The organism is Pseudomonas veronii (assembly GCF_001439695.1).
Taxonomy (GTDB): domain Bacteria; phylum Pseudomonadota; class Gammaproteobacteria; order Pseudomonadales; family Pseudomonadaceae; genus Aquipseudomonas; species Aquipseudomonas veronii.
In genome coordinates, this window is record NZ_JYLL01000018.1 from 39,913 (window position 1) to 64,227 (window position 24,315).

Below are 24,315 nucleotides of genomic sequence, written 5' to 3' on the forward strand. Positions count from 1 at the left end.
AGCGGCTACGAGGTGGGTTGGGTGGAACCGCGAACGATCAGTTCGGGCAGGAAATCCAGGGTGCGGGCCGGCGCCGTATCGCCGCGCAGGCGCTTGAGCAGGCAGTCGAAGGCACTCGCGCCAATCGCCTGCGTCGGTTGGGCGAGGGCGGTGATGCCGGTGCCCACCAGCGGGTACCAGTCCAGGTCATCCAGGGCGATCAGGCCGACGTCCGCGAACAGGTCGCACTCCAGCGCCTTGAGCGCGCGGGTGCAGGCGAGGGCGGCGATGCCGTTGGCGCAGAACACGGCTTTGGCGCCGGGCTTGGCCAGGAAACTGCGCAGGCGCTTTTCCAGCGCGCCGTCCAGTTCCAGCACCGTGCCACTCAACGCCGGGCGGCGGGCAATCTCGGCGGTGAAACTGTCAAGGCGCTCCAGGCGCGAACTGGTGCCATCGGTGGCCTCGCTGACCAGCACTATCTCGCGGTAGCCCTGTTGCTCAAGGTGTTCCAGCGCCATGCGTACCGCGGCCGGGTTATCCAAACCCACCAGGTCGCTGCGCAACGGTGCGACCTTGCGGTCCACCAGCACCAGGGGCATTTCCCGTTGCAGTTCCAGCAGTTGTTCGAGGTGGTGGCCGAGGGTGTTCACGATCAGCCCTTCGATGTTGTACGAGCGTAGCGCCGCCAGGTGCTGGCGTTCCTGCTCGTCATCGCGGTCGGTGTTGCACACCACCAGGCTGTAGCCGTGCTGGCGGCAGGCAGTTTCGACACCGTGCATCACGGCGATGGAATAGGGGTTGCGGATATCGGCCACCAGCATACCGATCAGGCGCGTGCGCCCGCGTTTCAAGCCACGGGCCATCTGGTTGGGGCGGTAGCCGAGTTCGGCGATGGCGTGCTCGATGCGCAGGGCGATGGCATCGGAGAGCAGGGCGCGATCGTCGCCGATGAAGCGCGACACGCTGGCTTTGGACACGCCGGCGCGCTGGGCGACGTCGAGCATGGTCACGCGGCTGCGCTGGGCGGCAGAGAAACTGTTCACGGTCATCGACCTTCTATTTTTATTGGAATGACTGAAACCGGTTTCAGGAAACCACTAAAGTACGAAAGCCGTCAAGAAGTTGTAGGACAAAGCCAGATAGCCGGTGTGTTCAGGCCAGCACACTTAACCAAGCCGCCGCCAGCAGCAGCACGGCCATACCGCGGTTGAAACGCTGCATGGCGCTGGTCGAACGCAACACCCGTGCGGACCCGGCACCCAACAGCGCCCAGGTGCCCAGGCAGGGGATCGATATCAGGAAAAACGCCAGGGAGAGGTACACCACCTGGCTTTGGCGCTCCGCACCATTGCCGGTAAAAACGCTGACTACGGCCAGTGCCATCATCCAGCTTTTCGGGTTGATCAATTGCAGGCTGGCGGCGCCGATCGGGCTCAGGGGTTTTTGGCGTGTATCCGCTTCGATGGTCCGGGTGGGGGCGCTGAAAATCTGCCAGGCCAGGTAATTCAGCCAGGCAATGCCGATCCATTGCATGGCGGTTTGTACCTTGGGTAGCTGCACCAAGGATCGGCCAAACCCCGAGCCCACCACCAGCACGAGCAGCGCCGCGCCGGCGCAGGCGCCCAGGATGATTGGCAGCGTGGCCCTGAAACCGAAACGGGCGCTGTTGCTCAGTACCAGGATATTGGTCGGGCCGGGGGTAATTGAGGCGACGAAGGCAAACAGCATGAAAGGCAACAGCGTGGACAGCATGGGGGACGACTCCGATAGACCCATTGATGGCGTCGATCTTCACAAGCCCGCGTATCACCTGTCTGGAAGATTTGAGCAGCGCTTGCGGTAGGCCGCCGGTGTCAGGCCATAGGCGCGCACGAACCAGCGGCCCAGGTGGCTCTGATCGGCAAAACCCAGGGCGATCGCCACATCGGCCGGTTGTTCACCCTTGGCCAGCAAGTGCCGCGCGCGGGCCAGGCGCAGTTGCACCAGATAAGCATGGGGCGGCAGGCCAAACGCGCTCTTGAACGCGCGGGTCAGGCGGAAGCGGTCGACGCCGCAGGCCAGCGCCAGGGCATCCATGCCTACATCGTGATGCAGGTGGGCATGCAGGTATTCCCGGGCTTTGTGGGCGACCAGCGGCAGGCGTGGGTCGTCACGGTAACGGCTGCGCCAGTGGAGCTGGCCGGTGAGGCGTTCGAGCAACTGGTCCATGGCCCGTTGTCGCACGATGCGCAACTCGCCGCTGTGCAGGGTGCGAAAGGCTTGGCTGGTGGCGAGGGCCAGGCGCGGGTCGTTGGTCAAGGTCTCGGCAAAACTCAGCTGGCTGTTGACGGGAGCCTCTTCGAAGACCGCGCTCACTTCCCGCGTCAACCACTGCGGGTCGAGGTAGAGCATGTGGTAGGTAAAACCGTCGGCCGTGGGCGCGTCGCCGTCATGCAACTCGCCGGGTTCCACCAGGAACACCTGGCCGGGCACGCTGTTGTGGCGCGTGCGGCGGCAGTTGAATTGCTGCACGCCTTGTTCGGTCACGCCGATCAGGTAGCTGTCGTGCCAATGGGGATCGTAGGCATGGCCTTCGAAATGCGCGCGCAGGGTCTCGATGCCGGTGTCGGCGTCCTGGGACAGATCGATCCAATTGTGCGCGGCCATCACAACACCGAGGCGGAATAGACGATGTTATCTAGCGCCCATCGAGTCGTGGGCGTCTAGAAGGTTTGTGCGGCGTCAACTGAACAGTCCCGCGGCAATATTGATCGAGAACCCAAGGATCGCTGTGTTGAACAGAAACCCGATCAGCGATTGCCCCAGCACCACCTTGCGCATGGTGCGGGTGGCAACGCCCACGTCTGCTGTTTGCACGGCGACGCCGATGGTGAAGGAAAAGTACAGGAAGTCCCAATAGTTGGGGGTCAACAACCCCTCGGCAAAGCGCAGCGCCGGCTCTTTGCCGGCCCAGGTGTAATAGAGCCGGGCGTAGTGAACGCTGAAGATCACCCCGATCAACAACCATGAGCCGATGACCGTCAGGCCGGTAAAACCGTAGTGCAACAGCCGCTCGGCGGTGCTCAGGTCCTTGCTGCCGACCAGTTCGAAGGTGATGGTGGCCAGGCTGGCGATGGCTGCGATGCACACCGTGAACAGCACCAGGCCGGCGTTTTCATCCTCGATCTCGGCGATGCGTTTGACGTCTTCGGCCTTGGCGCGGATGGTCAGCCACAGCATCAGCACCAGGTAGATCCAGACGCCGGCATTCCAGCCGATCAGGATTTTGCTCACGAGTGTATCGGCGGGTACCAGGATGCCAACGGCAAGGCCCAGGACGGCGGCGCAAGAGAGGCGAGGGTGGGTGCGGGCGAGGAAGGGCATGGGTGCTCACAACAAGGGCGGTTGTGAGCACCATAGCGCATTTTTGCGCGGGTTATGGACGCTTGCGCACCAGCTTCATGACGACCACAAAGAACACCGGCACAAACACCACCGCCAGCGTCGCAGTGATCATCCCGCCGATCACCCCCGTACCGATCGCTTGCTGGCTCGCCGAACTGGCGCCGGTGGCAATCGCCAGGGGCACCACGCCGAGGATGAACGCCAGCGAGGTCATGATGATCGGCCGCAAGCGCAGCCGCGCGGCCTTCAAGGTCGCGTCGAGCAAGTCTTCGCCCTGCTCGTACAGGTCCTTGGCGAACTCGATGATCAGGATCGCGTTCTTCGCCGACAGGCCGATGATGGTGATCAGCCCGACCTTGAAGAACACATCGTTGGGCATGCCGCGCAAGGTCACGGCCAACACCGCGCCGAGCACGCCCAGCGGCACCACCAGCAGCACCGACGTCGGGATCGACCAGCTTTCATACAGGGCGGCCAGGCACAGGAACACAATCAGCAGCGACAGGCCCAGCAACAGCGGCGCCTGGGAGCCGGACAGGCGTTCCTGCAACGACAGGCCGGTCCATTCCTGGCCCAGGCCCGCCGGCAGTTGGTTGACCAGGCGCTGGATTTCTTCCATCGCCTCGCCCGTGCTGTGCCCCGGTGCCGCTTCACCGGAAATGGCGATGGCCGGGTAGCCGTTGTAACGGGTCAACTGCGTCGGTCCCTGGGTCCACTTGGCTGCGACGAACGCCGACAGCGGCACCATCTCGCCGGCCTTGTTGCGCACGTTGATCTTCAACAGATCCGCGACCTGGCTGCGTTGGTCGCCTTCGGCCTGCACCACCACGCGCTGCATGCGCCCCTGGTTGGGGAAGTCATTGATGTAGGCCGAACCGATGGCCGACGACAGTACATTGCCCACATCGGCGAAGGACACGCCCAGCGCGTTGGCCTGCTTGCGGTCGACCTGCAACTGCACTTGCGGCGCTTCGGCCAGGGCGCTTTCACGCACGTTGGCCAGGATCGGGCTTTTTCCCGCAGCGTCCAGCAGTTCGGTACGCGCCGCCATCAACGCCGCGTGGCCGACGCCGCCACGGTCCTGCAAGCGGAACTCGAAACCGCTGCTGGTGCCGAGGCCGTCCACCGGTGGAGGCAGGATCGCATAGGCAATCGCGTCCTTCAGTTCAGTGAACGCCATGTTGGCGCGGTCGGCAATCGCGGCGGCCGAATCGTCGCTGCTGCGTTGCGACCAATCCTTGAGCGTGGTGAACGCCAGCGCCGCGTTCTGCCCGGAGCCGGAGAAACTGAAGCCCATGATCATGGTGGTGTCGCCAACCCCGGGCTCTTCGGCGTTGTGCGCTTCGATCTGTTCGGCCACCTGCACCGTGCGGTTCTTGCTCGCGCCCGGCGGCAACTGGATATCGATGATGGTGTAACCCTGGTCTTCCACCGGCAGGAACGAGGAGGGCAGGCGACTGAACATCAGCCCCAGGCCCACCAGCAGCACCAGGTAGATCAACAGGTAACGGCCGCTGCGCTTGAGGGCATACGCCACCCAGCCTTCGTAGCGGTCGGTGAGCCGTTCGAAACGCCGGTTGAACCAGCCGAAGAACCCGCCCTTGGCGTGGTGCTCATCCTTGGCGATCGGCTTGAGCAGGGTCGCGCAAAGTGCCGGGGTCAAGGTCAGGGCGAGGAACGCCGAGAACAGGATTGAGGTGGCCATCGACAGCGAAAACTGCTGGTAGATCACCCCCACCGAGCCTGGCATGAATGCCATCGGCAGAAACACCGCCACCAACACCAACGTAATGCCGATGATGGCCCCGGTGATCTGGCCCATGGCCTTGCGCGTGGCCTCTTTGGGCGACAGGCCCTCGCTGACCATGATCCGCTCGACGTTCTCCACCACCACGATCGCATCGTCCACCAGGATACCGATGGCCAGCACCATGCCGAACATGGTCAGCACGTTGATCGAGAACCCGAGCAACAGCATGGTGGCGAAGGTGCCCATCAACGCAATCGGCACCACCAGGGTCGGGATCAGCGTGTAGCGCACGTTCTGCAGGAACAGGAACATCACCGCGAACACCAGCGCCATCGCTTCGAGCAGGGTGTAGACCACCTTGGTGATCGAGACTTTGACGAACGGCGAGGTGTCATACGGGATCTTGTATTCGACATTGGCCGGGAAGTAGCGCGACAGCTCATCCATCTTCGCCCGCACCCGGTTCGCGGTGCTCAGCGCATTGGCGCCCGGCGACAGTTGCACACTGACGGCGGTGGACGGCTTGCCGTTCAGGCGTGTGGAAAACTGGTATTCCTGGCTGCCGACTTCCACCCGCGCCACATCGCCGATACGCACGGTGGAACCGTCAGGGTTGGCCTTGAGCACGATGTCGGCGAACTCGGCCGGCGTGGACAACTGGCCCTTGACCAGGATCGCCGCGGTGATTTCCTGGGTCTTGGTGCCCGGCAAGTCGCCGATGCTGCCGGCGGAAACCTGGGCGTTCTGCGCGCTGATCGCGGCATTCACGTCGGCCGGGGTCAGGTTGAAACCGATCAGCTTCTGCGGGTCGATCCACACCCGCATGGCCCGCTCGGCGCCATACAGCTGGGCCTTGCCCACCCCGTCGAGGCGCTTGAGTTCGTTCATCACGTTGCGCGCCAGGTAGTCGCTGAGCGCCACGTCATCGAGCTTGCCGTCGCTGGAGGTCAGGGTCACCAGCAGCAGGAAGCCGGCGGAGACTTTCTCCACCTGTAAACCCTGCTGGGTCACCGCCTGGGGCAAGCGCGATTCCACGGCCTTGAGGCGGTTCTGCACGTCGACCTGGGCCATCTCCGGGTTGGTGCCCGGCTGGAAAGTCGCGGTGATGGTGGCCGAGCCGAGGCTGCTCTGGGATTCGAAATACAGCAGGTGATCGGCGCCATTGAGCTCTTGCTCGATCAGGCTGACCACGCTTTCATCCAGGGTCTGCGCCGAAGCGCCGGGGTACACCGCGTGGATTTCGACTTTCGGCGGCGCGACGTTGGGGTACTGGGCCACCGGCAACTGCGGGATGGCGAGCGCGCCGGCCAGCAGGATAAACAGGGCGACCACCCAGGCGAAGATCGGGCGGTCAATAAAGAACTGCGGCATGGTCAAAGATCCTTATTGGCCGGAAGCCTGGGCGGGCGGTGGCGGGCTGTCATCCACTTGAACTTTTTCACCGGGACGCGCGTGTTGCACGCCCTCGACGACGATGCGGTCACCGGCCTTGAGCCCGGCGCTGACGACCCAGCGGTCATCGATCACCGCGCCCAATTCCACCGGTTGCAAACTCACGGTTTGTTCGGCGTCCAACAACAGCACCATCGGGATGCCGGCGCTGTCGCGGGTGATCGCGCGTTGCGGCACGCTGATGCCTTGGCGGTCGACCGCCTGTTCCAGGCGCACGCGCACGAAACTGCCGGGCAGCAGGTCGAGGTCCGGGTTGGGGAACTCGCTGCGCAGGATGATCTGCCCGGTGCCGGGGTCGACGCTGATCTCGGCGAAGAGCAATTTGCCCGGCAGCGGATACAGGCTGCCGTCGTCCTGGATCAGCGTGGCCTTGGCCTGGTCCTGGCCGACTTGTTTCAGACTGCCGGCGCGGAAGGCGCGGCGCAGCTCGTTCAACTCACGGGTGGACTGGGTCAGGTCGGCGTGGATCGGGTCCAATTGCTGGATGATCGCCAGCGGCGTGGCCTCGTTCTGGCCGACCAGCGCGCCTTCGGTCACCAGCGCACGCCCGATGCGCCCGGAAATCGGCGCGGTGACGGTGGCGTAGCCCAGGTTCAGTTTGGCCCGTTCGACGGCGGCCTTGTTCGCGGCGACCTCGGCGTTGGTCTGGCGCAGGGCGGCGCGGGCGTTGTCGTAGTCCTGGCCGCTGATGGCGTTGCCTTCGACCAACTGGCTGTAGCGCTGTTCTTGCAGGCGCGCCTGGAACGCATTGGCCTCGGCCTTGCTCAGGTTGGCCTGAGCGCTGTCCAGATCGGCCTTGAACGGTGCCGGGTCGATGCGAAACAGCACGTCGCCCTGTTTCACGTCATGGCCTTCCTTGAACACCCGCTGCATCACCACCCCGGCGACCCGCGCGCGCACTTCGGCAATGCGCGGCGCGGCAATGCGCCCGCTCAGTTCACTGCTGATGGCCAGGGGTTTGGCCTCGAGGGTTTCGATGCGGACTGTGGCCAGGGGCATTTCCGGTGCTTCGGCGGACGACTCGTCACACGCACTCAGGGCGAGTGTCAGTGCCAGCAAGCAAAACGGCGCAAACAGATTCTTCGACATGCTCTTATCCCAATATTGACTGGTGCATCCTAATGTCGCCGGCACTGCGCTGCTGTGAAGCTGTGTAGGTCGTCTGTGAAGAAATGTAAGGTGCAGCCCACGTTCGGCCGCGGGCGTATATCCTTGCACAACCTTGCAAACACTGAAGATCAAATGTGGCAGGGCGCAAGTCCCCTCCCACGTGGGATTTGTGTAAGACCCATAACCGCATTATTTGGAAACACCATGCCCAACATCCTCCTGGTCGAAGACGACGCCGCGCTCTCCGAGCTGATTGCCAGCTACCTGGAGCGCAATGGCTACCACGTCAGCGTGCTCAGCCGGGGCGACCATGTTCGCGAACGCGCGCGGCTCAACCCGCCGGATCTGGTGATCCTCGACCTGATGCTGCCCGGCCTCGACGGCCTGCAGGTGTGCCGTTTGCTGCGCGCCGATTCGGCGGGCCTGCCGATCCTGATGCTGACCGCCCGCGATGACAGCCACGACCAGGTGCTGGGCCTGGAAATGGGCGCCGACGACTACGTCACCAAACCCTGCGAGCCCCGCGTGCTGCTGGCCCGGGTCCGCACGCTGTTGCGCCGCAGCAGCTTGTCCGAACCGCAGGTGGCCAACGACCAGATCGTCATCGGCAACCTGTGCATCGACCTGTCGGAACGCACCGCGACCTGGCGCGAACAGGCGGTGGAGTTGTCCAGCGGCGAATACAACCTGCTGGTGGTGCTGGCGCGGCATGCCGGTGAAGTGCTCAGCCGCGACCAGATCCTGCAACGCCTGCGCGGGATCGAGTTCAACGGCACCGACCGCTCGGTGGACGTGGCCATCTCCAAGCTGCGCCGCAAGTTCGACGACCACGCCGGGGAAGCGCGCAAGATCAAGACGGTGTGGGGCAAAGGCTATCTGTTCAGCCGATCAGAGTGGGAATGCTGAGTCATGTTTCGTGTGCTGCTGCGTCTCTATCTGATCACGATCGTCACCTACAGCGCGGCGATCTTCCTGATTCCCAAGCTGGTGATCCAGGTGTTCGAGCACCGCTACGTGGACTACAACGTCGAACAGTCCCGCGGCCTGCAGAAACTCATCGTCAAGCAATACCAGCGGGCGCCGGTGGAGCGCTGGTCCCAGGTCACCGAACAACTGGGCCGTGACTTCGCGCCGCTCAAGGTCGAACTGCTGTTGCACCAGGACGCGCGCTACACCCCCGAAGAAGAGCAGCTGCTGGCCCAAGGCAAGCCGGTGATCCGCCTGGGCGAGTGGGGGTGGATGGCCGAGGTCAGCTCACCGATCAACCCGCAGTTTGCGGTCAAGCTGACGATCCCGCCGGACTCGCTGGACATGAACCTGCTGTACTGGTCGATGAACGTACTGATCGGTGCCGCGCTGCTCGCCTGCCTACTGGTATGGCTGCGCCCGCACTGGCGCGACCTGGAGCGCCTGAAAAGCACTGCCACGCAGTTGGGCAAGGGGAATTTTGGCGAACGCACGCGCATTCCGCCAAGTTCCAATATCGGCAGCCTGGCGACGGTGTTCGACACCATGGCCGACGATATCGAACACCTGTTGAACCAGCAGCGTGACTTGCTCAACGCGGTCTCCCACGAACTGCGCACCCCCCTGACGCGCCTGGACTTCGGCCTGGCCCTGGCGTTGTCCGAAGACCTGCCCCAGGCCAGCCGCGAGCGCCTGCAAAGCTTGGTGGCGCATATCCGTGAGCTGGATGAGCTGGTGCTGGAGTTGCTCTCCTATAGCCGCCTGCAAAACCCTGCGCAGCTGCCGGAGCGGGTCGAGGTGGTGCTCGACGAGTTTGTCGACAGCGTGCTGGGCAGCGTCGACGACGAACTGGAGCACCCCGAGATTGTGATCGACGTGGCGCTCGACTGCAGCGTCGAGCGCTTCAGCCTCGACCCGCGCCTGACCGCCCGCGCCCTGCAAAACCTGCTGCGCAATGCCACGCGCTACTGCGACAAACGCATCCAGGTGGGGGTCAAGGTATGTCCCACGGGCTGCGAAATCTGCGTGGACGATGATGGCATCGGTATTCCGCCGGACCAGCGCGAACGCATCTTCGAGCCGTTCTATCGCCTGGACCGCAGCCGCGACCGCTCCACCGGCGGGTTTGGCCTGGGCCTGGCGATCAGCCGGCGCGCCCTCGAAGCCCAGGGCGGCACCCTGACCGCGCAGGCTTCACCGCTCGGCGGTGCGCGGTTTCGTGTGTGGTTGCCGAGTGTGACGGATTAGAAAAACCGGGTGGGAAGGCGCACACTGTGTCCCCGCTTTACCCGAGGAGAGATTGGCAATGACCGGTGTTCACACGTCTGCGCAACAGGGTTTTTCGACCCAGGCCGTCACTTACGCCCAGGGCCGACCGAACTATCCGCGGCAACTCACGGGATGGCTGGCTGACGTACTGCGCATCGACGCGCAGTCGACGGTGATCGACCTTGGCGCCGGCACCGGCAAGTTCACGCGCCTGCTGAACGCCCTGGCGCCGACGCTGATTGCCGTCGAACCCGTGCAGGCGATGGCTGCGCAATTGGCCAGGTTGTTGCCGGATGTGCGCTTGGTCAACGGCACCGCTGAATCCATCCCCCTGGCGTCCGCCTGCGCCGATGCGCTGGTCTGCGCCCAGTCCTTCCACTGGTTCTCCACCCAGGCCGCGTTGGCGGAAATTCACCGCGTGCTCAAGCCCGACGGGCGTCTGGGGCTGGTGTGGAATGTGCGGGATGAATCGGTGGACTGGGTGGCAGCGATCACCGCGATCATCACGCCTTACGAGGGCGATACGCCGCGCTTTCACAGCGGAAAATGGCGCGAGGCGTTCACCGGCGAGTATTTTTCCGCCCCCGAGATGACCTGTTTTCCCTACAACCACGTCGGCAGTCCGCAGGAAGTGATCATGGATCGCTTCCTCTCCGTCAGCTTTATCGCGGCACTGCCCGCCGCTGAAAAAGCCGAGGTCACCGCGCAATTACGCAACCTGATCGCCACTCACCCGGCGTTGAAAGGCCGCGATACCGTGGCCTTTCCCTATCAGACCCAAGCCTACGTTTGCCAGCGACTGACGTAAAAGGCATAAAGTCAGATCATATTGATATAAGTGGTTATAAGAAAAATCGCTATCCTGCGGCCAGAATTTTACAAGGCCGCAGGTAGCTGTGATGGATGTGGGTAACGTTGGTTTCGTAGTTGCAGGCCTGATCGTTGGTTTTATCGTCGGCATGACCGGTGTCGGCGGGGGCTCCTTGATGACCCCGATCCTACTGTGGTTCGGCATTAACCCGGCCACCGCCGTGGGCACCGACTTGTTGTACGCCGCCATCACCAAGTCCGGTGGGGTGCTGGTGCATGGCAAAAACAAGAATATCGACTGGACCATCACCGGCTGGCTCACCTTGGGCAGCGTGCCCGCGGTGCTGCTGACCCTGTGGTTCCTCGCCAGCCTGCACACCGACCCCAGCGCGATGAACGCGGTGATCAAACAGGCGCTCGGCGTGGTGTTGCTGCTGACCGCCCTGGCGATTCTGTTCAAGCATCGCCTGTTGGCCTTCGCCCAGCGCCATGCTGGCGACGATTACCACATGCACCCGCGCAACCTGAACGCGCTGACGGTGGTCACGGGGGCGGTCCTCGGCACCATGGTGGCACTGACCTCGATCGGCGCCGGAGCCCTCGGCACCGTGGCGCTGTTTATCCTTTACCCGTTCCTCGCCACGCGGCGCCTGGTCGGCACCGAGATCGCCCACGCCGTACCCCTGACGCTGGTAGCGGGCCTGGGCCACGCCGGCATGGGCAATATGGATTGGCACCTGCTGGGCTTTTTGCTGATGGGGTCGCTGCCGGGTATCTACATCGGTAGCCACATGGCCGGTAAAGTCCCGGACGGCGTGCTGCGCCCGTGTCTGGCGATCATGTTGATGAGCATCGGTTATAAGCTGGCTTTCTAAGGTACGCGGTCGCGTATTGCCGCTGCTCACCGCCTCGATCAAGCAGGTGGCTTGAACAGCACCACCGCCGCGCGCAATTTGTTGTTGCCGAACCGGCACATGCGCTCGAACTCCGCGTGGCTGACCGGCAGGTGCTGGCAGTCCAGGGGCTGGCGGTGCTGGCTGTGGTCCACATCCGGGTCGTGCAAGTAGACGAAGTCGTCGTCGCAGTCGGTGACCATCACCCAATGCGGCGACTTGGAGCGGGTCAGCCGATAGCTGCTGATCAGCACCAACGGCTGCCCGCCGTCGCGCAGTACCCTGGGCAGATCCAGCGCGCCGCCGAGCACTTGCTCGACCGTGCTGGTGGCCAACTCTTCCTCGAAGGCGTCATGCACTAAACGCATGACATCCTTTTTATGCTGATCGCGCACGCCGTCGAGAAACAACGGCCCGCGTACATTCACCTGCATCCGCACACGAAAGCCCCGACGCCAGGCGGCCAGCGCCAGGCCTTGAGGGCTGCAACCGCCATGGCCGGCGGTCATGAACACGGTGGTCGCTTCACGCCAGATTTGCAGTTCTTCGCGGCGTGTGGCGACGCGCTCCGGCACCAACGCGCCCATGGCCATCAGCAGGCAGGCGGCGCCACAGGTGAAGTCGGTGGTTTGCGGGTAATACGGTACACGCTCCACGCGCGCGTCCTGGTGCTGGACGATGCGTTTTTCCAGGCGCAGGGCGGGAGCGTGGTCTTCGTAGTAATCGTTGATCAGCGCAAAGCGCCGGTAGCCGTTGCGTTCATACAGGGCGAGGGCGCCGGGGTTGTCGCTGCGCACTTCGAGGCGCAGGTACGCACAGTCGTGCTCCACCGCGCAGGCCTCGATGCGACTCAGCAACTGCTTGCCCAGGCCGAGGCCGCGCGCGTGTTCGGCGATGGCAATCGAGTACAGCCGCGCCAGGGACGTGCCGCGATGGAACAACACCAGCGCATACCCGAGCAATTGGCCGTCCTGTTCAGCCACCAGCAACTCGCCATGGGCGCGGCTGATCATCCAGTGAAAACTGCGCGGCGACAGTCGATCGGTGGTGAAACAGTGCTGTTCCAGTGCCACCAATGTCGGCACATCGCTGGGGCTTGCAACGCGAAAGAAAAGAGCCATATGACCGCCGTAAAAGTTGCGTAATGAAACGGGACTTCTCTAAAAGATCGTGCTTAATAGAAAAGGTCGAGTTCTCTAAAGCGGATCAAATATTATGTCGGCGGTACAAAGTCATTGGCGTGAAGTATCCGAGCAAACAGTCGCGGCGACAATAACTTCCAAAGGTTATTTTTCTGCTCCGCCCAGAGGCACGAGCCAAGTGGTGATCATTGTCGAACGCAAGGAAGACTGGGCCTCCTACTTCCCCAGCGAAGACATCGTCACGGCCCAGGAATATCTCGAACAAACCCGCGAAAGCGAGACCGGCAAGCGTGTGCAGGTGATCAACCTGTGTCGCGGCTACAAGTACCTGGGGCACGGTTACTACTGCTCACTGTTGGCCGAGGCTCGCGGGCACAAGGTGATTCCATCGGTGCGGACCATCAGTGAACTGACCAAGAAGTCACTGTACGGGCTGGCCCTGGACGACCTGGATAAAACCCTCGATAAAGCCTTGAGTCATCATCTTTACAGCAATACCGAAGGCTTTACGCTGACACTTTATTTTGGCCGAACGAATATAGAGCCGTTGCAGGAGTTGGCCCGCCAACTGTTTGAAGCGTTCCCGTGTCCGATCTTGTTAGTTGAGTTCAAAAAGAATAACGGCTGGCATATCGAAGGGGTCAAGTCTGGCATCTTGCACAAGTTGCGCGATGACCAGGAAGACCAATTCGCCCACGCCCTCGACAACTTCAGCCGCAAGATCTGGCGTCAGCCGCGCTCACGCCGATTGGCCCGCTATGACCTGGCGATCCTGCATGATCCCCAGGAGCAATTGCCGCCGTCCAACGCCAGGGCCCTGGAAAATTTCATCAGGGTCGGCAAGGGTTTGGGTATCGATGTGGAGCTGATCGAGCGCAAGGACTACGCGCGCCTGGCCGAATACGACGCCTTGTTGATCCGCGAGACCACCAGCGTCGACAACCATACCTACCGTTTCGCCAAGAAAGCCGAAAGCGAAGGTCTGGTGGTGATGGACGACCCCGCGTCGATCCTGCGCTGTACCAACAAGGTCTACCTCACCGACCTGCTCAACAGCCATCAACTGGGCATGCCGGCCACCGAGATTCTCTACAAGGAACGACCGGAAGACTTCGAACGGGTCGGCGAACGCCTCGGCTTCCCCCTGGTGCTGAAAATCCCCGACGGCTGTTTCTCCCGCGGGGTGATCAAGGTCGAAAGCCAGGAAGCGTTGCTCAAGGCCACCGCCGAACTGTTCGAGCATTCGGTGCTGCTGTTGGCCCAGGAGTTTTTCTACACCGAGTACGACTGGCGCATTGGCGTACTCAACCGCAAGCCGATCTTTGCCTGCCAATACTTCATGTCCAAGGGCCATTGGCAGATCTACAACCACAAGGCCATCGGCGCGGACATCAACGGCGAATGCCGCACCCTGGCGGTCCACGAGGCGCCCAAGGTCGTGGTGGAGCTGGCGGTGAAGACCGCCAACCTGATCGGCGACGGCCTCTACGGCGTGGACCTCAAGCAATCGGGCGACAAAGTGGTGGTGATCGAGGTCAACGACAACCCCAACCTGGATGCCGGTATCGAAGATGCCTACTTGCAGGACGACTTGTATGGCCTGGTGCTGGAGGAATTCGTCCGACGCCTGGAGTTGAAGCGTCAGGGCCAGGTCTGGTGAGTCGCGATGATCCAGCGCTTTGAATTGATCGATGGAAAGTTGCGCAGCGGGGACAGTGACGAGGCCCCGATCATGTTGTTCAGCAACCCTGACCATGCCGAGCGCAACTGGCTGCTTGAGCACCACAAACTGGACGAGCATGCCCTGGCCTCGGCGCTCGACCCGGATGAAGTCTCGCGCATCGAATTTCACCCCGACAACCTGTTTCTGATCTGGAAGCGCCCGGAGAACTACTCCGGCGGTGGCAACCTGGTGTTTGAAGTGTCGTCCTGCGGCCTGCTGTTTTCACCCGGCCGGCTGTTGGTGATCGCCACCGATGAAACCCCGCTGTCCGGGCTCGGCGCCCGCCGCCCATTGCACACACCGCTGGATGTGCTGCTCGACCTGCTGCTCAACAACATTCACCACTACCTCGGCCACCTCAAAGTGATCAAGCTGGTCGCGCGGGAGTTGCAGCAACAGTTCAACGCGTCCATGAGCAACCATCATCTGATGCAGATGTTCAACCTCAGCGAAAGCCTGATCTATTACATCAACGCGCTGCACAGCAATGGCGCCGTGCTGTCGCGGCTGCGCAACCACGGCGAGAAAGAGCATTTCAGCGCCGAGATTCTCGGCCTGATCGACGACCTGATCATCGAGAACCACCAGTGCTACAAACAGGCCGAGATCTATTCAAACGTGTTCTCCGGGCTGATCGACGCGCGCGGCAACCTGATGAACAACAGCATGAACAACCTGTTGCGCAAGCTGACGTTGATCAACGTGGTGTTTCTGCCGCTCAACCTGATCGCCAGCATTGGCGGCATGTCGGAGTTCAGCATGATGACGGCGGGTACGCCGTGGTGGGTGTCGTACCCGCTGTTTTTGTTGGCGATGGGCTTGGGCGCGGGGTTGATGGTGCTGGGGCTCAAGCGGATTGCAGGCGGCGCGAATGGGAGGTGACCCCCCATCCCTGGGGGGGCCGGCTCAGGACGTGGCTTGCAGGGTCAGCACCTCGAACCCGTCCGCCGTCACCGCCACGGTGTGTTCCCACTGGGCCGACAGGCTGTTGTCCTTGGTCACCACCGTCCAGCCGTCCTTCAGGCTGCGCACCTTGGCGCTGCCCTGGTTCAGCATTGGCTCGATGGTAAACACCATGCCTTCGCGCAGCTCCAGCCCGGTGCCGGGGCGGCCGAAGTGCAGGATCTGGGGGTCTTCATGCATCTGCCGGCCGATGCCGTGGCCGCAGTATTCACGTACCACGCTGTAACCATTGGCCTGCGCATGGTGCTGGATCGCATGGCCGATGTCGCCCAGGCGGGCGCCGGGCTTGACCTGGCGGATACCGGCCCACATCGCCTCGAAGGTCATCTCCACCAGGCGGCGTGCCTTCGGCGAGACGGCACCGATCATGTACATCTTGCTGGAGTCGGCGATAAAGCCGCCTTTTTCCAGGGTGATGTCGATGTTGACGATGTCGCCGTCCTTGAGGACTTGCGTGGCGCTGGGCATGCCGTGGCACACCACTTCGTTGACCGAGGTGTTGATGGAGAAGGGGTAGTCGTATTGCCCGAGGCTCGCCGGGCGGGCTTTGAGCTCGTGGCGGATGAAGGCTTCGACGGCGCTGTCCAGCTCCAGGGTGGAGCGTCCGGCGGCGACAAAACCGTCGAGCATGCTGAACACCTGGGCCAGCAGGCGCCCGGATTCGCGCATCACGGCGAGTTGTGCGGCGGTTTTGATCATCAGCTGCGCCCCCGGATCAGGTCCGGCTTGTCCAGCAACAGCTTGTTGATCAGCTCGTTGTAGGGCAAATGCGGGTTGAGTTCGGCGAGCAGGCCGATCTTGATCCAGAACTCGGCCTGGGCGTTGATGGAACGGTCCATGGCCGCACTGGCCAGGCGTAGTTGTTCGTGCAGTTGGTCGGTGATCTTGACGATGCCCATGTGCTTCACTGTGTCAGATGAATATACGGATCGTATACGTTTCGTATGTCCATCGTAAAGCCCCGTCAGTGAAATGGCCCCTTGCCATTGACTTGACCGGCCACCGCCGGGTAATTTCGTGACATGACATTTCAAACCCTGCGTTGCCAGCCAATTATTATTACCGCCATTCCTCATTTGGCGGGATAGCGCTCGGCTGCACCCAAACCCGCCCTAGAGGCGGGTTTTGTTTTTCCGTCTCCAGGTGCCCTTACCCAAGCCAGGAGACTCCCATGAGCACTTGCCCCGTCCCATCTACCGCTGTCTCGGGACTGCTTGAGCACTACGTCAAAAAGATCCTCGCCGCGCCGGTCTACGATTTGGCCGTGCGAACCCCCTTGCAGGTCGCCCCGGCGCTGTCGCTGTTGCTCGACAACCAGGTGTTGCTCAAGCGCGAAGATCTGCAACCGACCTTTTCCTTCAAGATCCGTGGCGCCTACAACAAGCTGATGCAACTCAGCGCCGAGCAGAAGGCCTGCGGCGTGATCACCGCATCGGCCGGCAACCATGCGCAAGGCGTAGCGCTGGCGGCGCGGGAATTGGGGATCAAGGCCACGATCGTCATGCCGTGCAGCACGCCGGAGTTGAAGGTGCTGGGTGTGCGCTCGCGAGGGGCGCAAGCGGTGCTGCACGGTGAGAGCTTTCCGTTTGCCCTGGCCCATGCGTTGCAACTGGCCGAAGCCTGCGGTTGTACGTTTGTCTCGCCGTTCGACGATCCGGACGTGATCGCCGGCCAAGGCACGGTGGGCATGGAAATCCTGCGCCAGCAGCAGGGCGCGCTGGACGCGATCTTCGTGCCGGTGGGCGGTGGCGGCCTGATCGGCGGGATCGCCGCCTACGTCAAATACTTGCGGCCCGAGGTACGCATCGTCGGCGTCGAAGCCGAAGGCTCGAGTTGCCTGTTGGCAGCCTTGCGCGCCGGTGAACGCGTGGTGCTGCCCAGTGTGGACGGGTTTGCCGATGGCACGGCAGTGGCGCAGATCGGCGCCTATGGCTTTGAGATCTGCCGGGATTGGGTGGATGACGTCATCACGGTCAGCAACGATGAACTGTGCAGCGCCATCAAGCTGATCTACGACGATACGCGTTCCATCGTCGAGCCGTCCGGCGCCTTGGCTGTGGCGGGCATTCGCCGTTATGTGGGGCAACACCGCGTGCGCGGGCAGACGCTGGTGGCGGTCAACTCAGGGGCCAATATCAACTTTGATAGTTTGCGACATGTTGCTGAAAGAGCCGCAGCACACAGTGCCGGTTAACGCAAAGCCCAGGGTTAAACGTTTAATCGAAGCTGTTCGGCGATGATGTTCGTCGAGTGAATTTGAGTTGAACAAAGTTATACAAGACTGGGTACTGCTTATGAGGAAAGGTTACAACGAGAACGGATTTTGCCGAGTAGGCTTATTGATTGTAAACGTCTTCCAGGGTTGGCAGGACGTGGCGGGCGAGTGCCTGCAAGACTTATAACAATCGATTGGCAGTCTCAAGAAAGGAGAGGTTGACCATGCTTTCGGAATTAGAACTTCGCAGTATCATTGAAGGAAGTTTCCTGCCTAAACGGTGCGAATGCACCAAAGCTGAAGATGCCTCGTTGACGATCAAGGTCTATGACGATCGCGACCGTGACCGGGTGGATCTGGAAGTCAAAGGCATCAATGCTGACAAACTCGACAGCAGTCGAGCCATTTGCAACCTGATCACCGGGTTGCGCGAAGACCTCAAGCAATCGCAGGGGCCTGCACTGCAAAGAGCAGCAGGGCGCGGCCACTACTAGATAGCGAGCGTTGCTTTCACCGATCTGCGGGCCTGGTAAATACCAGGCCCGATGCTGTTGCTACCCGTCAATCCATGCTGAATGCCGCAGCCTGTGATCGTTTGTTCACCCCAACTGTTGCCGATAGGGCAGGTCCGGGCCCGTTTTGCCGCAGGTCATGGCGGCCGCACGGATCGCAAAGCCCAGCATCGCGTCGATCTGGGCGCGGGTCAGTTGCTGCAGGCCCTCTACCGAATCCAGTTGCTGCTCGGTCAGCCAGGCAATCAACGCCGCCTGGAAGGTGTCCCCGGCACCCACGGTATCGGCCATCACCACCTTCACCGCCGGTTGCGACCAGTGTCCGTGCTGGCGGCTGAACACGCTGGCGCCGTTACCGCCGCGAGTGAGGAAGACCAACTGGCAGCGGTGTTGCAACCAGCCCTCAAGCACGCTTTCCGGCGATTGGTCGGGGTAGAGCAGGTGCAGGTCTTCATCGCTGACCTTGATCAGGTCGGCGTACTTGACCAGTTCGGCCACGCGCTCGCGCCACAGCTGGATATCCGGTTGCGGGTTGAGCCGCACGTTGGGGTCGAGGCTGATCAAGCGCTTGCCGCTTTCGCGCTGGACCAGGGCCAGCAGGGTGTCGCCAATCGGTTGCACCACCAGGGAGAACGAACCTACATGCAGCCCGCGAACCTCATCGCCTAGGGTTGGCAGGTGTGCGCGCGTCAATTGGCGGTCGGCGCAGCCTTCGCCGCGAAAGCTGTATTGCGGGGAGCCATCGGCGCCCACGGCGACCATCGCCAGGGTGGTCGGCGCGGCGAATTCCACCAGGAACTGCGGGTTGACGCCTTCGTCCCTGAGCACCTGCAACAAGCGCTGCCCGAGGAAGTCGGTGGACACGCCGCCGAACAGCGCGGCCTCGATGCCGAGCCGGCGTAAACCGACGGCGACGTTGAACGGCGAACCACCGGCAATCGCCTTGTAATTGAGTTTGGAGGCTTGCCCGCTGGGATCGTCCTCGCTGAAAAAATCAAACAGCGCTTCACCGCACACCAGATACATAGTCGTTCGCTCTTAAAGGGTTGCCACGTGCTGTTGATAGCGCTCGTAGGCGTGTTGATAGGCGCTGACATTGTCGGCCACCGGCAGGGTCCGGCTGGCCGGGTCGACGCTCACGCATTTTTCGCACAGGCTGGCCAGGGACTCGCCGGACTGGCTCCACGCCGCCTGGATCGCCGCGCCCAGGGCCGCCGCTTCGCTTTGTTCGGTGCAGATCACTTCGGTGTGCATGATATCGGCAACCATCTGCCGCCACACCGGGCTTTTCGAGCCGCCGCCGATCAGGCGGATGCTCTGGCTGTGCAGGCCGGTCTGGCGCAACAGATCAAGGCCGTAACGCAAGCCGAAGGTGGTGCCCTCGACCACCGCGCGACACAGGTTGGCGCGGGTCAGGTTGGTCATGGTCAAGCCATGCAGGCTGCCGGTGGCGTGGGGCAGGGCGGGCACGCGTTCGCCATTGAGGAACGGCAGCATGCTCACGCCGTCGGCACCGATCGGCGCCTGCTCGACCAGGGCGTTGAAGGCGTCGAGGTCGAGGTCGAACAGTTCGCGAATCACCCCGGTCGCGTTGGTCAGGTTCATCGTGCAGATCAACGGCAACCAGCCGCCGCTGGAGGAACAGAAGGTCGCGACCGACGCCTGGGGGCTGACGTTGGGCTGGTCGGCGAAGGCATACACGGTGCCCGATGAACCCAGGCTCATGGTGATCACGCCGGGGGCGATGTTGCCGGTGCCGATGGCGCCCATCATGTTGTCGCCGCCGCCGCTGGACACGATGGCGTCGGGGTTGATGCCCAGGCGTTCGGCGATGGCCGGCAGGATCGTGCCGACGGCTTGGTCGGCTTCGATCAGCGTCGGCAAGGCTGCCTGCAGGCGGCCGCTGGGGTCGATGTGCTGGAGCAGCGCCACGTCCCAGGTACGGCTGCGCACGTTGAAGTAGCCGGTGCCCGAGGCATCGCCGTATTCCGCGACGGCGCGGCCGGTGAGCCAGTAGTTGAGGTAGTCGTGGGGCAGCAGGATATGCGCGATGCGCGCGAACACCTCGGGGTGCTGCTCGCGGGTCCACAGCAGTTTGGACACGGTGTAGCCCGGCGCGATCGCGACGCCGAGACGCTCCAGCGAAGCGCTTTCGCCCCCCAGGTATTGCAACAGGCGCTCGTTTTCGGCGGCGGTTTCGGTGTCGCACCACAGCTTGGCCGGGCGCAGCACCTGGCCGCTGTCATCGAGCAACACCAGGCCGTGTTGCTGGCCGGACACGCCGATGCCGAGGATATCCTGGCCGTCCACGCCGGCCTGTTGCAGGGCGCGGTGGGTGGCTTCGGTAAAGGCGTCCAGCCACTCCTGGGTGTGCTGCTCGCGCCGGCCGTTGGCGCCGCTGATCAGTGTGTGTGCCGCGGCGCCCAGGCCCAGCACCTTGCCGCTGGAGGCGTCGAGGACGATGGCTTTGGTGCCTTGGGTGCCGCAGTCGATGCCGAGGAACAGGTTTTGCTGGGTCATGAGGGTTTGCTCAGCATTGTTGTTGGATTGTAAATGCGCTTCAAATGTGGAAGGGGGGCTTGTCCCTGATGGCGGTGTTTCAGTGTAAATGTTCTTTACTGACCCACCGCTATCGGGGGCAAGCCCCCTCCCACAGGTTTAAACCGGTTTCTTCAGGAGTTGCTGCAGTGTTTTTGTGACGCCGTTGTCGCGCAGGCTCGCATAGCACCGCTCGAACGCTGCCACAAACTCAGCCGACTTGGGAATAGCTGTGCCGAAAATCTCCTCCACGCCGAGCAGGCGCTGACTGATTCGCGCATCGTCACTCACCAGTCCCTGGCAAAACTCGGCGCGCGGGTCGGGGATTTTGTAGACCACGCCAGTCTCGTCGACACCCTTGAGGTACAACGCCCACGCGGCCACCACCAACGCTGCGCGCTCGGTCTCACGCCCATCGGCAATCAGGCGATTGATCGTTGGCACGGTGAACTTGGGAAACTTCGACGAGCCATCGGAACACACGCGCTCCAACTGGTCGGCAATCGCCTGGTTGGAGAAGCGATCGACCAGGGTCTGCTTGTACTGCGTGAGGTCGATGCCCGGCACCGGCGCCAGGTTCGGCGTGACGTCCAGGTCCATGTAGGCGCGCATGTACGCGACGAACAACGGGTCATTCATGGTCTCGTGAACGAACCGATACCCCTTGAGAAACCCCAGGTAAGTCAGGGCCAGGTGGCTGCCGTTGAGCAGGCCGATCTTCATTTCTTCATAGGGCGTGACGTCATCGGTGAACTGCACGCCGACCTTTTCCCAGGCCGGGCGGCCGTTGACGAAGCGGTCTTCCAGCACCCATTGCACAAACGGCTCGCACACCACCGGCCAGGCATCGTCGATGCCGTGCTCATCGTGCAATTGCAGGCGATGCGCGGTACTGGTCATCGGCGTGATGCGGTCGACCATGGCGTTGGGGAACGTCACGTTGGCCTGGATCCAGTCATGCAGTTCGGCGTCGTGCAGGGCGGCGAAGGCCAGCAGGGCCTTGCGCGTGACGGCGCCGTTGTGCGGCAGGTTATCGCAGGACATCACGGTAAATGCCGGGGTGCCGGCGGCGCGACGTTGGGTCAGTGCGGCGCAGATAAAGCCGAACACGGTTTTCGGCGCCTGCGGGTGTGCCAGGTCGTGCTGGATCTGCGGCAGGTGGGCCATGAACTCGCCATTGCTGTCGTCGATGCAGTAGCCGCCTTCGGTGATGGTCAGCGAGACGATGCGGATGTGCGGGCTGGCCAGTTTGTCGATCAGCCCCTGGGCGCCGTCCTCGGCCAGCAGCATGTCGCTGATCGAGCCGATCACGCGCACTTCGGTGTCGTCGCTGTCGCCCAGTTCATACAGGGTGAACAGGTAGTCCTGGCCGGCCAGGTCGTCGCGGGCCTTGCGGTCCTCGCTGCGCAGGCCGATGCCGCAAATGCTCCAGTCCAGGCCCTCGCCGGTATTCATCAGCGCATCGGTGTAATACGCCTGGTGCGCGCGGTGGAAACCGCCGACGCCGATATGGGCGATACCCTGGCGGGTATCGGCAATGGCGTAGGTCGGGATTTTCACTTCCAGCGCCAATTGGGTGAGGTTGTGTTTATTCAGTTTCATCATAACTCTCGCGAAATCAGGCGGCGGCGTGCAGTGGGCGGGTGACGGCCACGCCGTCGGTGTCGAACAGATGGCAGTGCGCCGGGTCCAGGTGCAGGTGCAGCGTCTCGCCATACTGGCTGGCCATGTCGCCGCGAATCCGCATGGTCAGCGGCTCGCCGTTGGCGGTGATGACGTGGCAGAAGGTGTCGCTGCCCAGGCGCTCGCCGACGTCGGCGGTGACGGTCAGGCCGGCCTGGCCCGGTGCGGCGATCTCCAGGTGTTCCGGGCGAATGCCCAGGGTCACCGCGCTACCCACGCTCAAGGTGGCGCCGCTCAGCGGCAGGCTGATCAGGCTGCCGGCGTCCAGTTGCACGTCGCAGCCCTGGCCCTCGACCCGCGTGACCTTGCCCTTGAGGAAGCCCATTTTCGGCGTGCCGAGAAAGCCCGCGACAAACAGGTTGGCCGGCTGGTGATACAGCTCCAGTGGCGAGCCGACCTGCTCGATGCGGCCGCTGTTGAGCACCACCACTTTGTCGGCCAGGGTCATGGCTTCGACCTGGTCGTGGGTCACGTAGATCATGGTTGCTTGCAGCTCTTTATGCAGGCGCGCCAGTTCCAGGCGCATCTGCACGCGCAGCGCAGCGTCGAGGTTGGACAGCGGTTCGTCGAACAGGAAGATCTTCGGGTTGCGCACAATCGCCCGGCCGATCGCCACGCGCTGGCGTTGGCCGCCGGACAGCTGCTTGGGCTTGCGCTCCAGCAGTGGGCCCAGTTCGAGGATGCGCGCCGCTTCGCTGACTTTGCTCTCCACCAGCTTTTTGTCGACGCCGGCCAGGTCGAGGGCAAACGACATGTTCTTGCGCACGCTCATGTGCGGGTACAGCGCGTAGGTCTGGAACACCATCGCCAGGTCGCGCTTGGCCGGGGTGACTTCGGTGATGTCGCGGCCATCGAGCTCGATGGTGCCTTCGCTGACTTCTTCCAGGCCGGCGATCAGCCGCAGCAGCGTGGATTTACCGCAACCCGACGGGCCGACGAAGACCACGAACTCCTTGTCGTTCACTTCCAGGTCGATGCCCTTGATGATGGAAAAGCCTTCGAAGCCTTTTTGCAGATTCTTGATTTTCAGGTTGGCCATGGGATGGGCCTCCGCTTCTGAATTCGTTTTTGTTAGAGAGAAGCCGTTATTTCACGGCGCCGAAGGACAGCCCGCGCACCAGCTGTTTCTGGCTGATCCAGCCAAAAATCAGGATCGGCGCGCAGGCCAGGGTCGACACGGCCGACAATTTGGCCCAGAACAAGCCTTCGGGGCTGGAGTAGGAGGCGATCAGCGCGGTCAGCGGCGCGGCAGTCGACGAGGTCAGGTTCAGCGACCAGAACGCCTCGTTCCAGCACAGGATCAGCGACAGCAGCACCGTGGACGCCAGCCCGCCCTTGGCAATCGGCAGCAGCACGCGGACCATTTCCTGCCACAGGGTGGCGCCGTCCAGGCGGGCGGCTTCGAGGATGTCTTTGGGGATGTCCTTGAAGTAGGTGTAAACCATCCACACCACGATCGGCAGGTTGATCAGGGTGTAGATGATGATCAGCGCGATACGCGTATCCAGCAGGCCAAAGCTCTTGGCCAGCAGGTAGATCGGCATCAATACGCCCACCGGTGGCAGCATCTTGGTCGACAGCATCCACAGCAGGGTGCCCTTGGTGCGTTGGGTCTCGTAGAACGCCATGGAGTAGGCCGCCGGCACCGAGATCAGCAGGCACAAGGCGGTGGCGCTGAACGAAATCAGCACCGAGTTCCACGCGTAGCTGAAGTAATTGCTGCGTTCGTTGATGTGCAGGTAGTTCTCCAGCGTCGGCGTGAAGATGAACTGCGGCGGCGTGGCGAACGCGTCGATCTCGGTCTTGAAGCTGGTCAGCACCATCCAGAAGATCGGGAAGAAGATCAGGATCGCGATGGCCCAGGCCAGGGTGCCGAGCAGCAGGCTTTGCAGGCGGCGGGATTGTTGAAGCGTCATGGCGCGGCCC

Annotated in this window: 22 protein-coding genes; 8 read left to right on the top strand and 14 right to left on the bottom strand. The window is 62.6% G+C overall.

Annotated elements, in window-relative coordinates:
- Positions 1-5: 5 nt before the first annotated feature.
- The 6 genes from TU80_RS20335 to TU80_RS20360 all read right to left on the bottom strand — a co-directional run bounded on the left by TU80_RS20335 (position 6) and on the right by TU80_RS20360 (position 7,654).
- Positions 6-1,022: a LacI family DNA-binding transcriptional regulator gene (locus TU80_RS20335; protein WP_090234923.1), complete on the bottom strand. Its 1,017-nt coding sequence runs from the start codon at positions 1,020-1,022 to the stop codon at positions 6-8.
- Between the two features lie 109 nt (positions 1,023-1,131).
- Positions 1,132-1,731, bottom strand: a complete 600-nt coding sequence (locus TU80_RS20340) for a LysE family translocator (protein ID WP_057005241.1) — start codon at positions 1,729-1,731, stop codon at positions 1,132-1,134.
- A gap of 54 nt (positions 1,732-1,785) precedes the next feature.
- A complete protein-coding gene (locus tag TU80_RS20345; RefSeq protein WP_057005242.1) occupies positions 1,786-2,625 on the bottom strand; it encodes an AraC family transcriptional regulator in 840 nt (279 codons plus the stop codon).
- Between the two features lie 75 nt (positions 2,626-2,700).
- Entirely contained in the window at positions 2,701-3,342 is a 642-nt protein-coding gene (locus TU80_RS20350) for a DUF1345 domain-containing protein (protein ID WP_057005243.1), read from the bottom strand.
- A gap of 52 nt (positions 3,343-3,394) precedes the next feature.
- Positions 3,395-6,484, bottom strand: a complete 3,090-nt coding sequence (locus tag TU80_RS20355) for an efflux RND transporter permease subunit (RefSeq protein ID WP_057005244.1) — start codon at positions 6,482-6,484, stop codon at positions 3,395-3,397.
- Positions 6,485-6,496: 12 nt separating this feature from the next.
- Entirely contained in the window at positions 6,497-7,654 is a 1,158-nt protein-coding gene (locus tag TU80_RS20360) for an efflux RND transporter periplasmic adaptor subunit (protein ID WP_057005245.1), read from the bottom strand.
- Positions 7,655-7,879: 225 nt separating this feature from the next.
- On the opposite strand from TU80_RS20360, the gene TU80_RS20365 reads away from it, so the two are divergent.
- The 4 genes from TU80_RS20365 to TU80_RS20380 all read left to right on the top strand — a co-directional run bounded on the left by TU80_RS20365 (position 7,880) and on the right by TU80_RS20380 (position 11,595).
- Positions 7,880-8,581 carry a response regulator gene (locus tag TU80_RS20365; RefSeq protein ID WP_017848415.1) on the top strand — a complete coding sequence of 234 codons (702 nt, stop codon included), beginning with the start codon at positions 7,880-7,882 and terminating at the stop codon, positions 8,579-8,581.
- Positions 8,582-8,584: 3 nt separating this feature from the next.
- A complete protein-coding gene (locus TU80_RS20370; RefSeq protein ID WP_046383182.1) occupies positions 8,585-9,889 on the top strand; it encodes an ATP-binding protein in 1,305 nt (434 codons plus the stop codon).
- Between the two features lie 58 nt (positions 9,890-9,947).
- Positions 9,948-10,718, top strand: coding sequence for a class I SAM-dependent methyltransferase (locus tag TU80_RS20375; protein ID WP_017848417.1), 771 nt, complete (start codon positions 9,948-9,950; stop codon positions 10,716-10,718).
- Between the two features lie 91 nt (positions 10,719-10,809).
- Complete coding sequence (locus TU80_RS20380) at positions 10,810-11,595, top strand: sulfite exporter TauE/SafE family protein (RefSeq protein WP_046383183.1); 786 nt, start codon at positions 10,810-10,812, stop codon at positions 11,593-11,595.
- 38 nt (positions 11,596-11,633) lie between these two features.
- Here the strand turns inward: TU80_RS20380 and TU80_RS20385 are convergent, their stop codons facing one another.
- The gene (locus tag TU80_RS20385; protein WP_057005246.1) at positions 11,634-12,734 is read right to left on the bottom strand and encodes a peptidase C39 family protein; all 1,101 of its coding nucleotides are present in this window, start codon (positions 12,732-12,734) and stop codon (positions 11,634-11,636) included.
- A 94-nt stretch (positions 12,735-12,828) separates the two neighbouring features.
- Between TU80_RS20385 and TU80_RS20390 the strand changes: the two genes are divergently transcribed.
- Entirely contained in the window at positions 12,829-14,415 is a 1,587-nt protein-coding gene (locus TU80_RS20390; protein ID WP_057005247.1) for a RimK family ATP-grasp domain-containing protein, read from the top strand.
- Between the two features lie 6 nt (positions 14,416-14,421).
- Positions 14,422-15,360: a magnesium transporter CorA family protein gene (locus tag TU80_RS20395; protein WP_057005248.1), complete on the top strand. Its 939-nt coding sequence runs from the start codon at positions 14,422-14,424 to the stop codon at positions 15,358-15,360.
- A gap of 24 nt (positions 15,361-15,384) precedes the next feature.
- Here TU80_RS20395 and map read toward each other — a convergent pair whose 3' ends face one another.
- Both map and TU80_RS20405 read right to left on the bottom strand, forming a co-directional pair.
- Positions 15,385-16,140: a type I methionyl aminopeptidase gene (gene map / locus TU80_RS20400; protein ID WP_057005249.1), complete on the bottom strand. Its 756-nt coding sequence runs from the start codon at positions 16,138-16,140 to the stop codon at positions 15,385-15,387.
- The gene (locus tag TU80_RS20405; protein WP_003190946.1) at positions 16,140-16,340 is read right to left on the bottom strand and encodes a ParD-like family protein; all 201 of its coding nucleotides are present in this window, start codon (positions 16,338-16,340) and stop codon (positions 16,140-16,142) included. Before TU80_RS20405 ends, map begins: the two co-directional genes overlap by 1 nt.
- A 272-nt stretch (positions 16,341-16,612) precedes the next feature.
- On the opposite strand from TU80_RS20405, the gene ilvA reads away from it, so the two are divergent.
- Together ilvA and TU80_RS20415 are read left to right on the top strand one after the other, a co-directional pair.
- Positions 16,613-17,635 (top strand): threonine ammonia-lyase, biosynthetic, encoded by a 1,023-nt coding sequence (gene ilvA / locus TU80_RS20410; RefSeq protein WP_079443655.1) that lies wholly within the window; start codon positions 16,613-16,615, stop codon positions 17,633-17,635.
- Positions 17,636-17,880: 245 nt separating this feature from the next.
- Positions 17,881-18,150, top strand: coding sequence for a DUF1652 domain-containing protein (locus tag TU80_RS20415; protein ID WP_017848424.1), 270 nt, complete (start codon positions 17,881-17,883; stop codon positions 18,148-18,150).
- 105 nt (positions 18,151-18,255) lie between these two features.
- On the opposite strand, the gene TU80_RS20420 is transcribed toward TU80_RS20415, so the two are convergent.
- From TU80_RS20420 to TU80_RS20440, 5 genes are all read right to left on the bottom strand, one after another.
- Positions 18,256-19,194, bottom strand: coding sequence for a carbohydrate kinase family protein (locus TU80_RS20420; protein WP_046383188.1), 939 nt, complete (start codon positions 19,192-19,194; stop codon positions 18,256-18,258).
- A gap of 12 nt (positions 19,195-19,206) precedes the next feature.
- Complete coding sequence (gene xylB, locus TU80_RS20425) at positions 19,207-20,688, bottom strand: xylulokinase (RefSeq protein WP_046383189.1); 1,482 nt, start codon at positions 20,686-20,688, stop codon at positions 19,207-19,209.
- A gap of 138 nt (positions 20,689-20,826) precedes the next feature.
- Positions 20,827-22,308, bottom strand: coding sequence for a mannitol dehydrogenase family protein (locus tag TU80_RS20430; protein WP_057005250.1), 1,482 nt, complete (start codon positions 22,306-22,308; stop codon positions 20,827-20,829).
- A gap of 16 nt (positions 22,309-22,324) precedes the next feature.
- On the bottom strand, positions 22,325-23,428 hold the full coding sequence (locus TU80_RS20435; protein ID WP_057005251.1) for an ABC transporter ATP-binding protein: 1,104 nt from the start codon (positions 23,426-23,428) through the stop codon (positions 22,325-22,327).
- Between the two features lie 46 nt (positions 23,429-23,474).
- Positions 23,475-24,305, bottom strand: a complete 831-nt coding sequence (locus TU80_RS20440) for a carbohydrate ABC transporter permease (RefSeq protein WP_012723930.1) — start codon at positions 24,303-24,305, stop codon at positions 23,475-23,477.
- Between the last annotated feature and the right edge of the window lie 10 nt (positions 24,306-24,315).

Excerpts from the sequence above, each read along its gene's own strand:
- TU80_RS20440 (WP_012723930.1), bottom strand. The coding sequence starts at position 24,305 with ATGACGCTTCAACAATCCCGCCGCCTGCAAAGCCTGCTGCTCGGCACC.
- ilvA (WP_079443655.1), top strand. The coding sequence starts at position 16,613 with ATGAGCACTTGCCCCGTCCCATCTACCGCTGTCTCGGGACTGCTTGAG.
- TU80_RS20435 (WP_057005251.1), bottom strand. The coding sequence starts at position 23,428 with ATGGCCAACCTGAAAATCAAGAATCTGCAAAAAGGCTTCGAAGGCTTT.
- TU80_RS20420 (WP_046383188.1), bottom strand. The coding sequence starts at position 19,194 with ATGTATCTGGTGTGCGGTGAAGCGCTGTTTGATTTTTTCAGCGAGGAC.
- TU80_RS20365 (WP_017848415.1), top strand. The coding sequence starts at position 7,880 with ATGCCCAACATCCTCCTGGTCGAAGACGACGCCGCGCTCTCCGAGCTG.
- TU80_RS20430 (WP_057005250.1), bottom strand. The coding sequence starts at position 22,308 with ATGAAACTGAATAAACACAACCTCACCCAATTGGCGCTGGAAGTGAAA.
- TU80_RS20415 (WP_017848424.1), top strand. The coding sequence starts at position 17,881 with ATGCTTTCGGAATTAGAACTTCGCAGTATCATTGAAGGAAGTTTCCTG.
- TU80_RS20390 (WP_057005247.1), top strand. The coding sequence starts at position 12,829 with ATGTCGGCGGTACAAAGTCATTGGCGTGAAGTATCCGAGCAAACAGTC.
- TU80_RS20340 (WP_057005241.1), bottom strand. The coding sequence starts at position 1,731 with ATGCTGTCCACGCTGTTGCCTTTCATGCTGTTTGCCTTCGTCGCCTCA.
- TU80_RS20350 (WP_057005243.1), bottom strand. The coding sequence starts at position 3,342 with ATGCCCTTCCTCGCCCGCACCCACCCTCGCCTCTCTTGCGCCGCCGTC.
- TU80_RS20385 (WP_057005246.1), bottom strand. The coding sequence starts at position 12,734 with ATGGCTCTTTTCTTTCGCGTTGCAAGCCCCAGCGATGTGCCGACATTG.
- map (WP_057005249.1), bottom strand. The coding sequence starts at position 16,140 with ATGATCAAAACCGCCGCACAACTCGCCGTGATGCGCGAATCCGGGCGC.
- TU80_RS20355 (WP_057005244.1), bottom strand. The coding sequence starts at position 6,484 with ATGCCGCAGTTCTTTATTGACCGCCCGATCTTCGCCTGGGTGGTCGCC.
- TU80_RS20360 (WP_057005245.1), bottom strand. The coding sequence starts at position 7,654 with ATGTCGAAGAATCTGTTTGCGCCGTTTTGCTTGCTGGCACTGACACTC.
- TU80_RS20345 (WP_057005242.1), bottom strand. The coding sequence starts at position 2,625 with ATGGCCGCGCACAATTGGATCGATCTGTCCCAGGACGCCGACACCGGC.
- TU80_RS20380 (WP_046383183.1), top strand. The coding sequence starts at position 10,810 with ATGGATGTGGGTAACGTTGGTTTCGTAGTTGCAGGCCTGATCGTTGGT.
- TU80_RS20370 (WP_046383182.1), top strand. The coding sequence starts at position 8,585 with ATGTTTCGTGTGCTGCTGCGTCTCTATCTGATCACGATCGTCACCTAC.
- xylB (WP_046383189.1), bottom strand. The coding sequence starts at position 20,688 with ATGACCCAGCAAAACCTGTTCCTCGGCATCGACTGCGGCACCCAAGGC.
- TU80_RS20375 (WP_017848417.1), top strand. The coding sequence starts at position 9,948 with ATGACCGGTGTTCACACGTCTGCGCAACAGGGTTTTTCGACCCAGGCC.
- TU80_RS20395 (WP_057005248.1), top strand. The coding sequence starts at position 14,422 with ATGATCCAGCGCTTTGAATTGATCGATGGAAAGTTGCGCAGCGGGGAC.
- TU80_RS20405 (WP_003190946.1), bottom strand. The coding sequence starts at position 16,340 with ATGGGCATCGTCAAGATCACCGACCAACTGCACGAACAACTACGCCTG.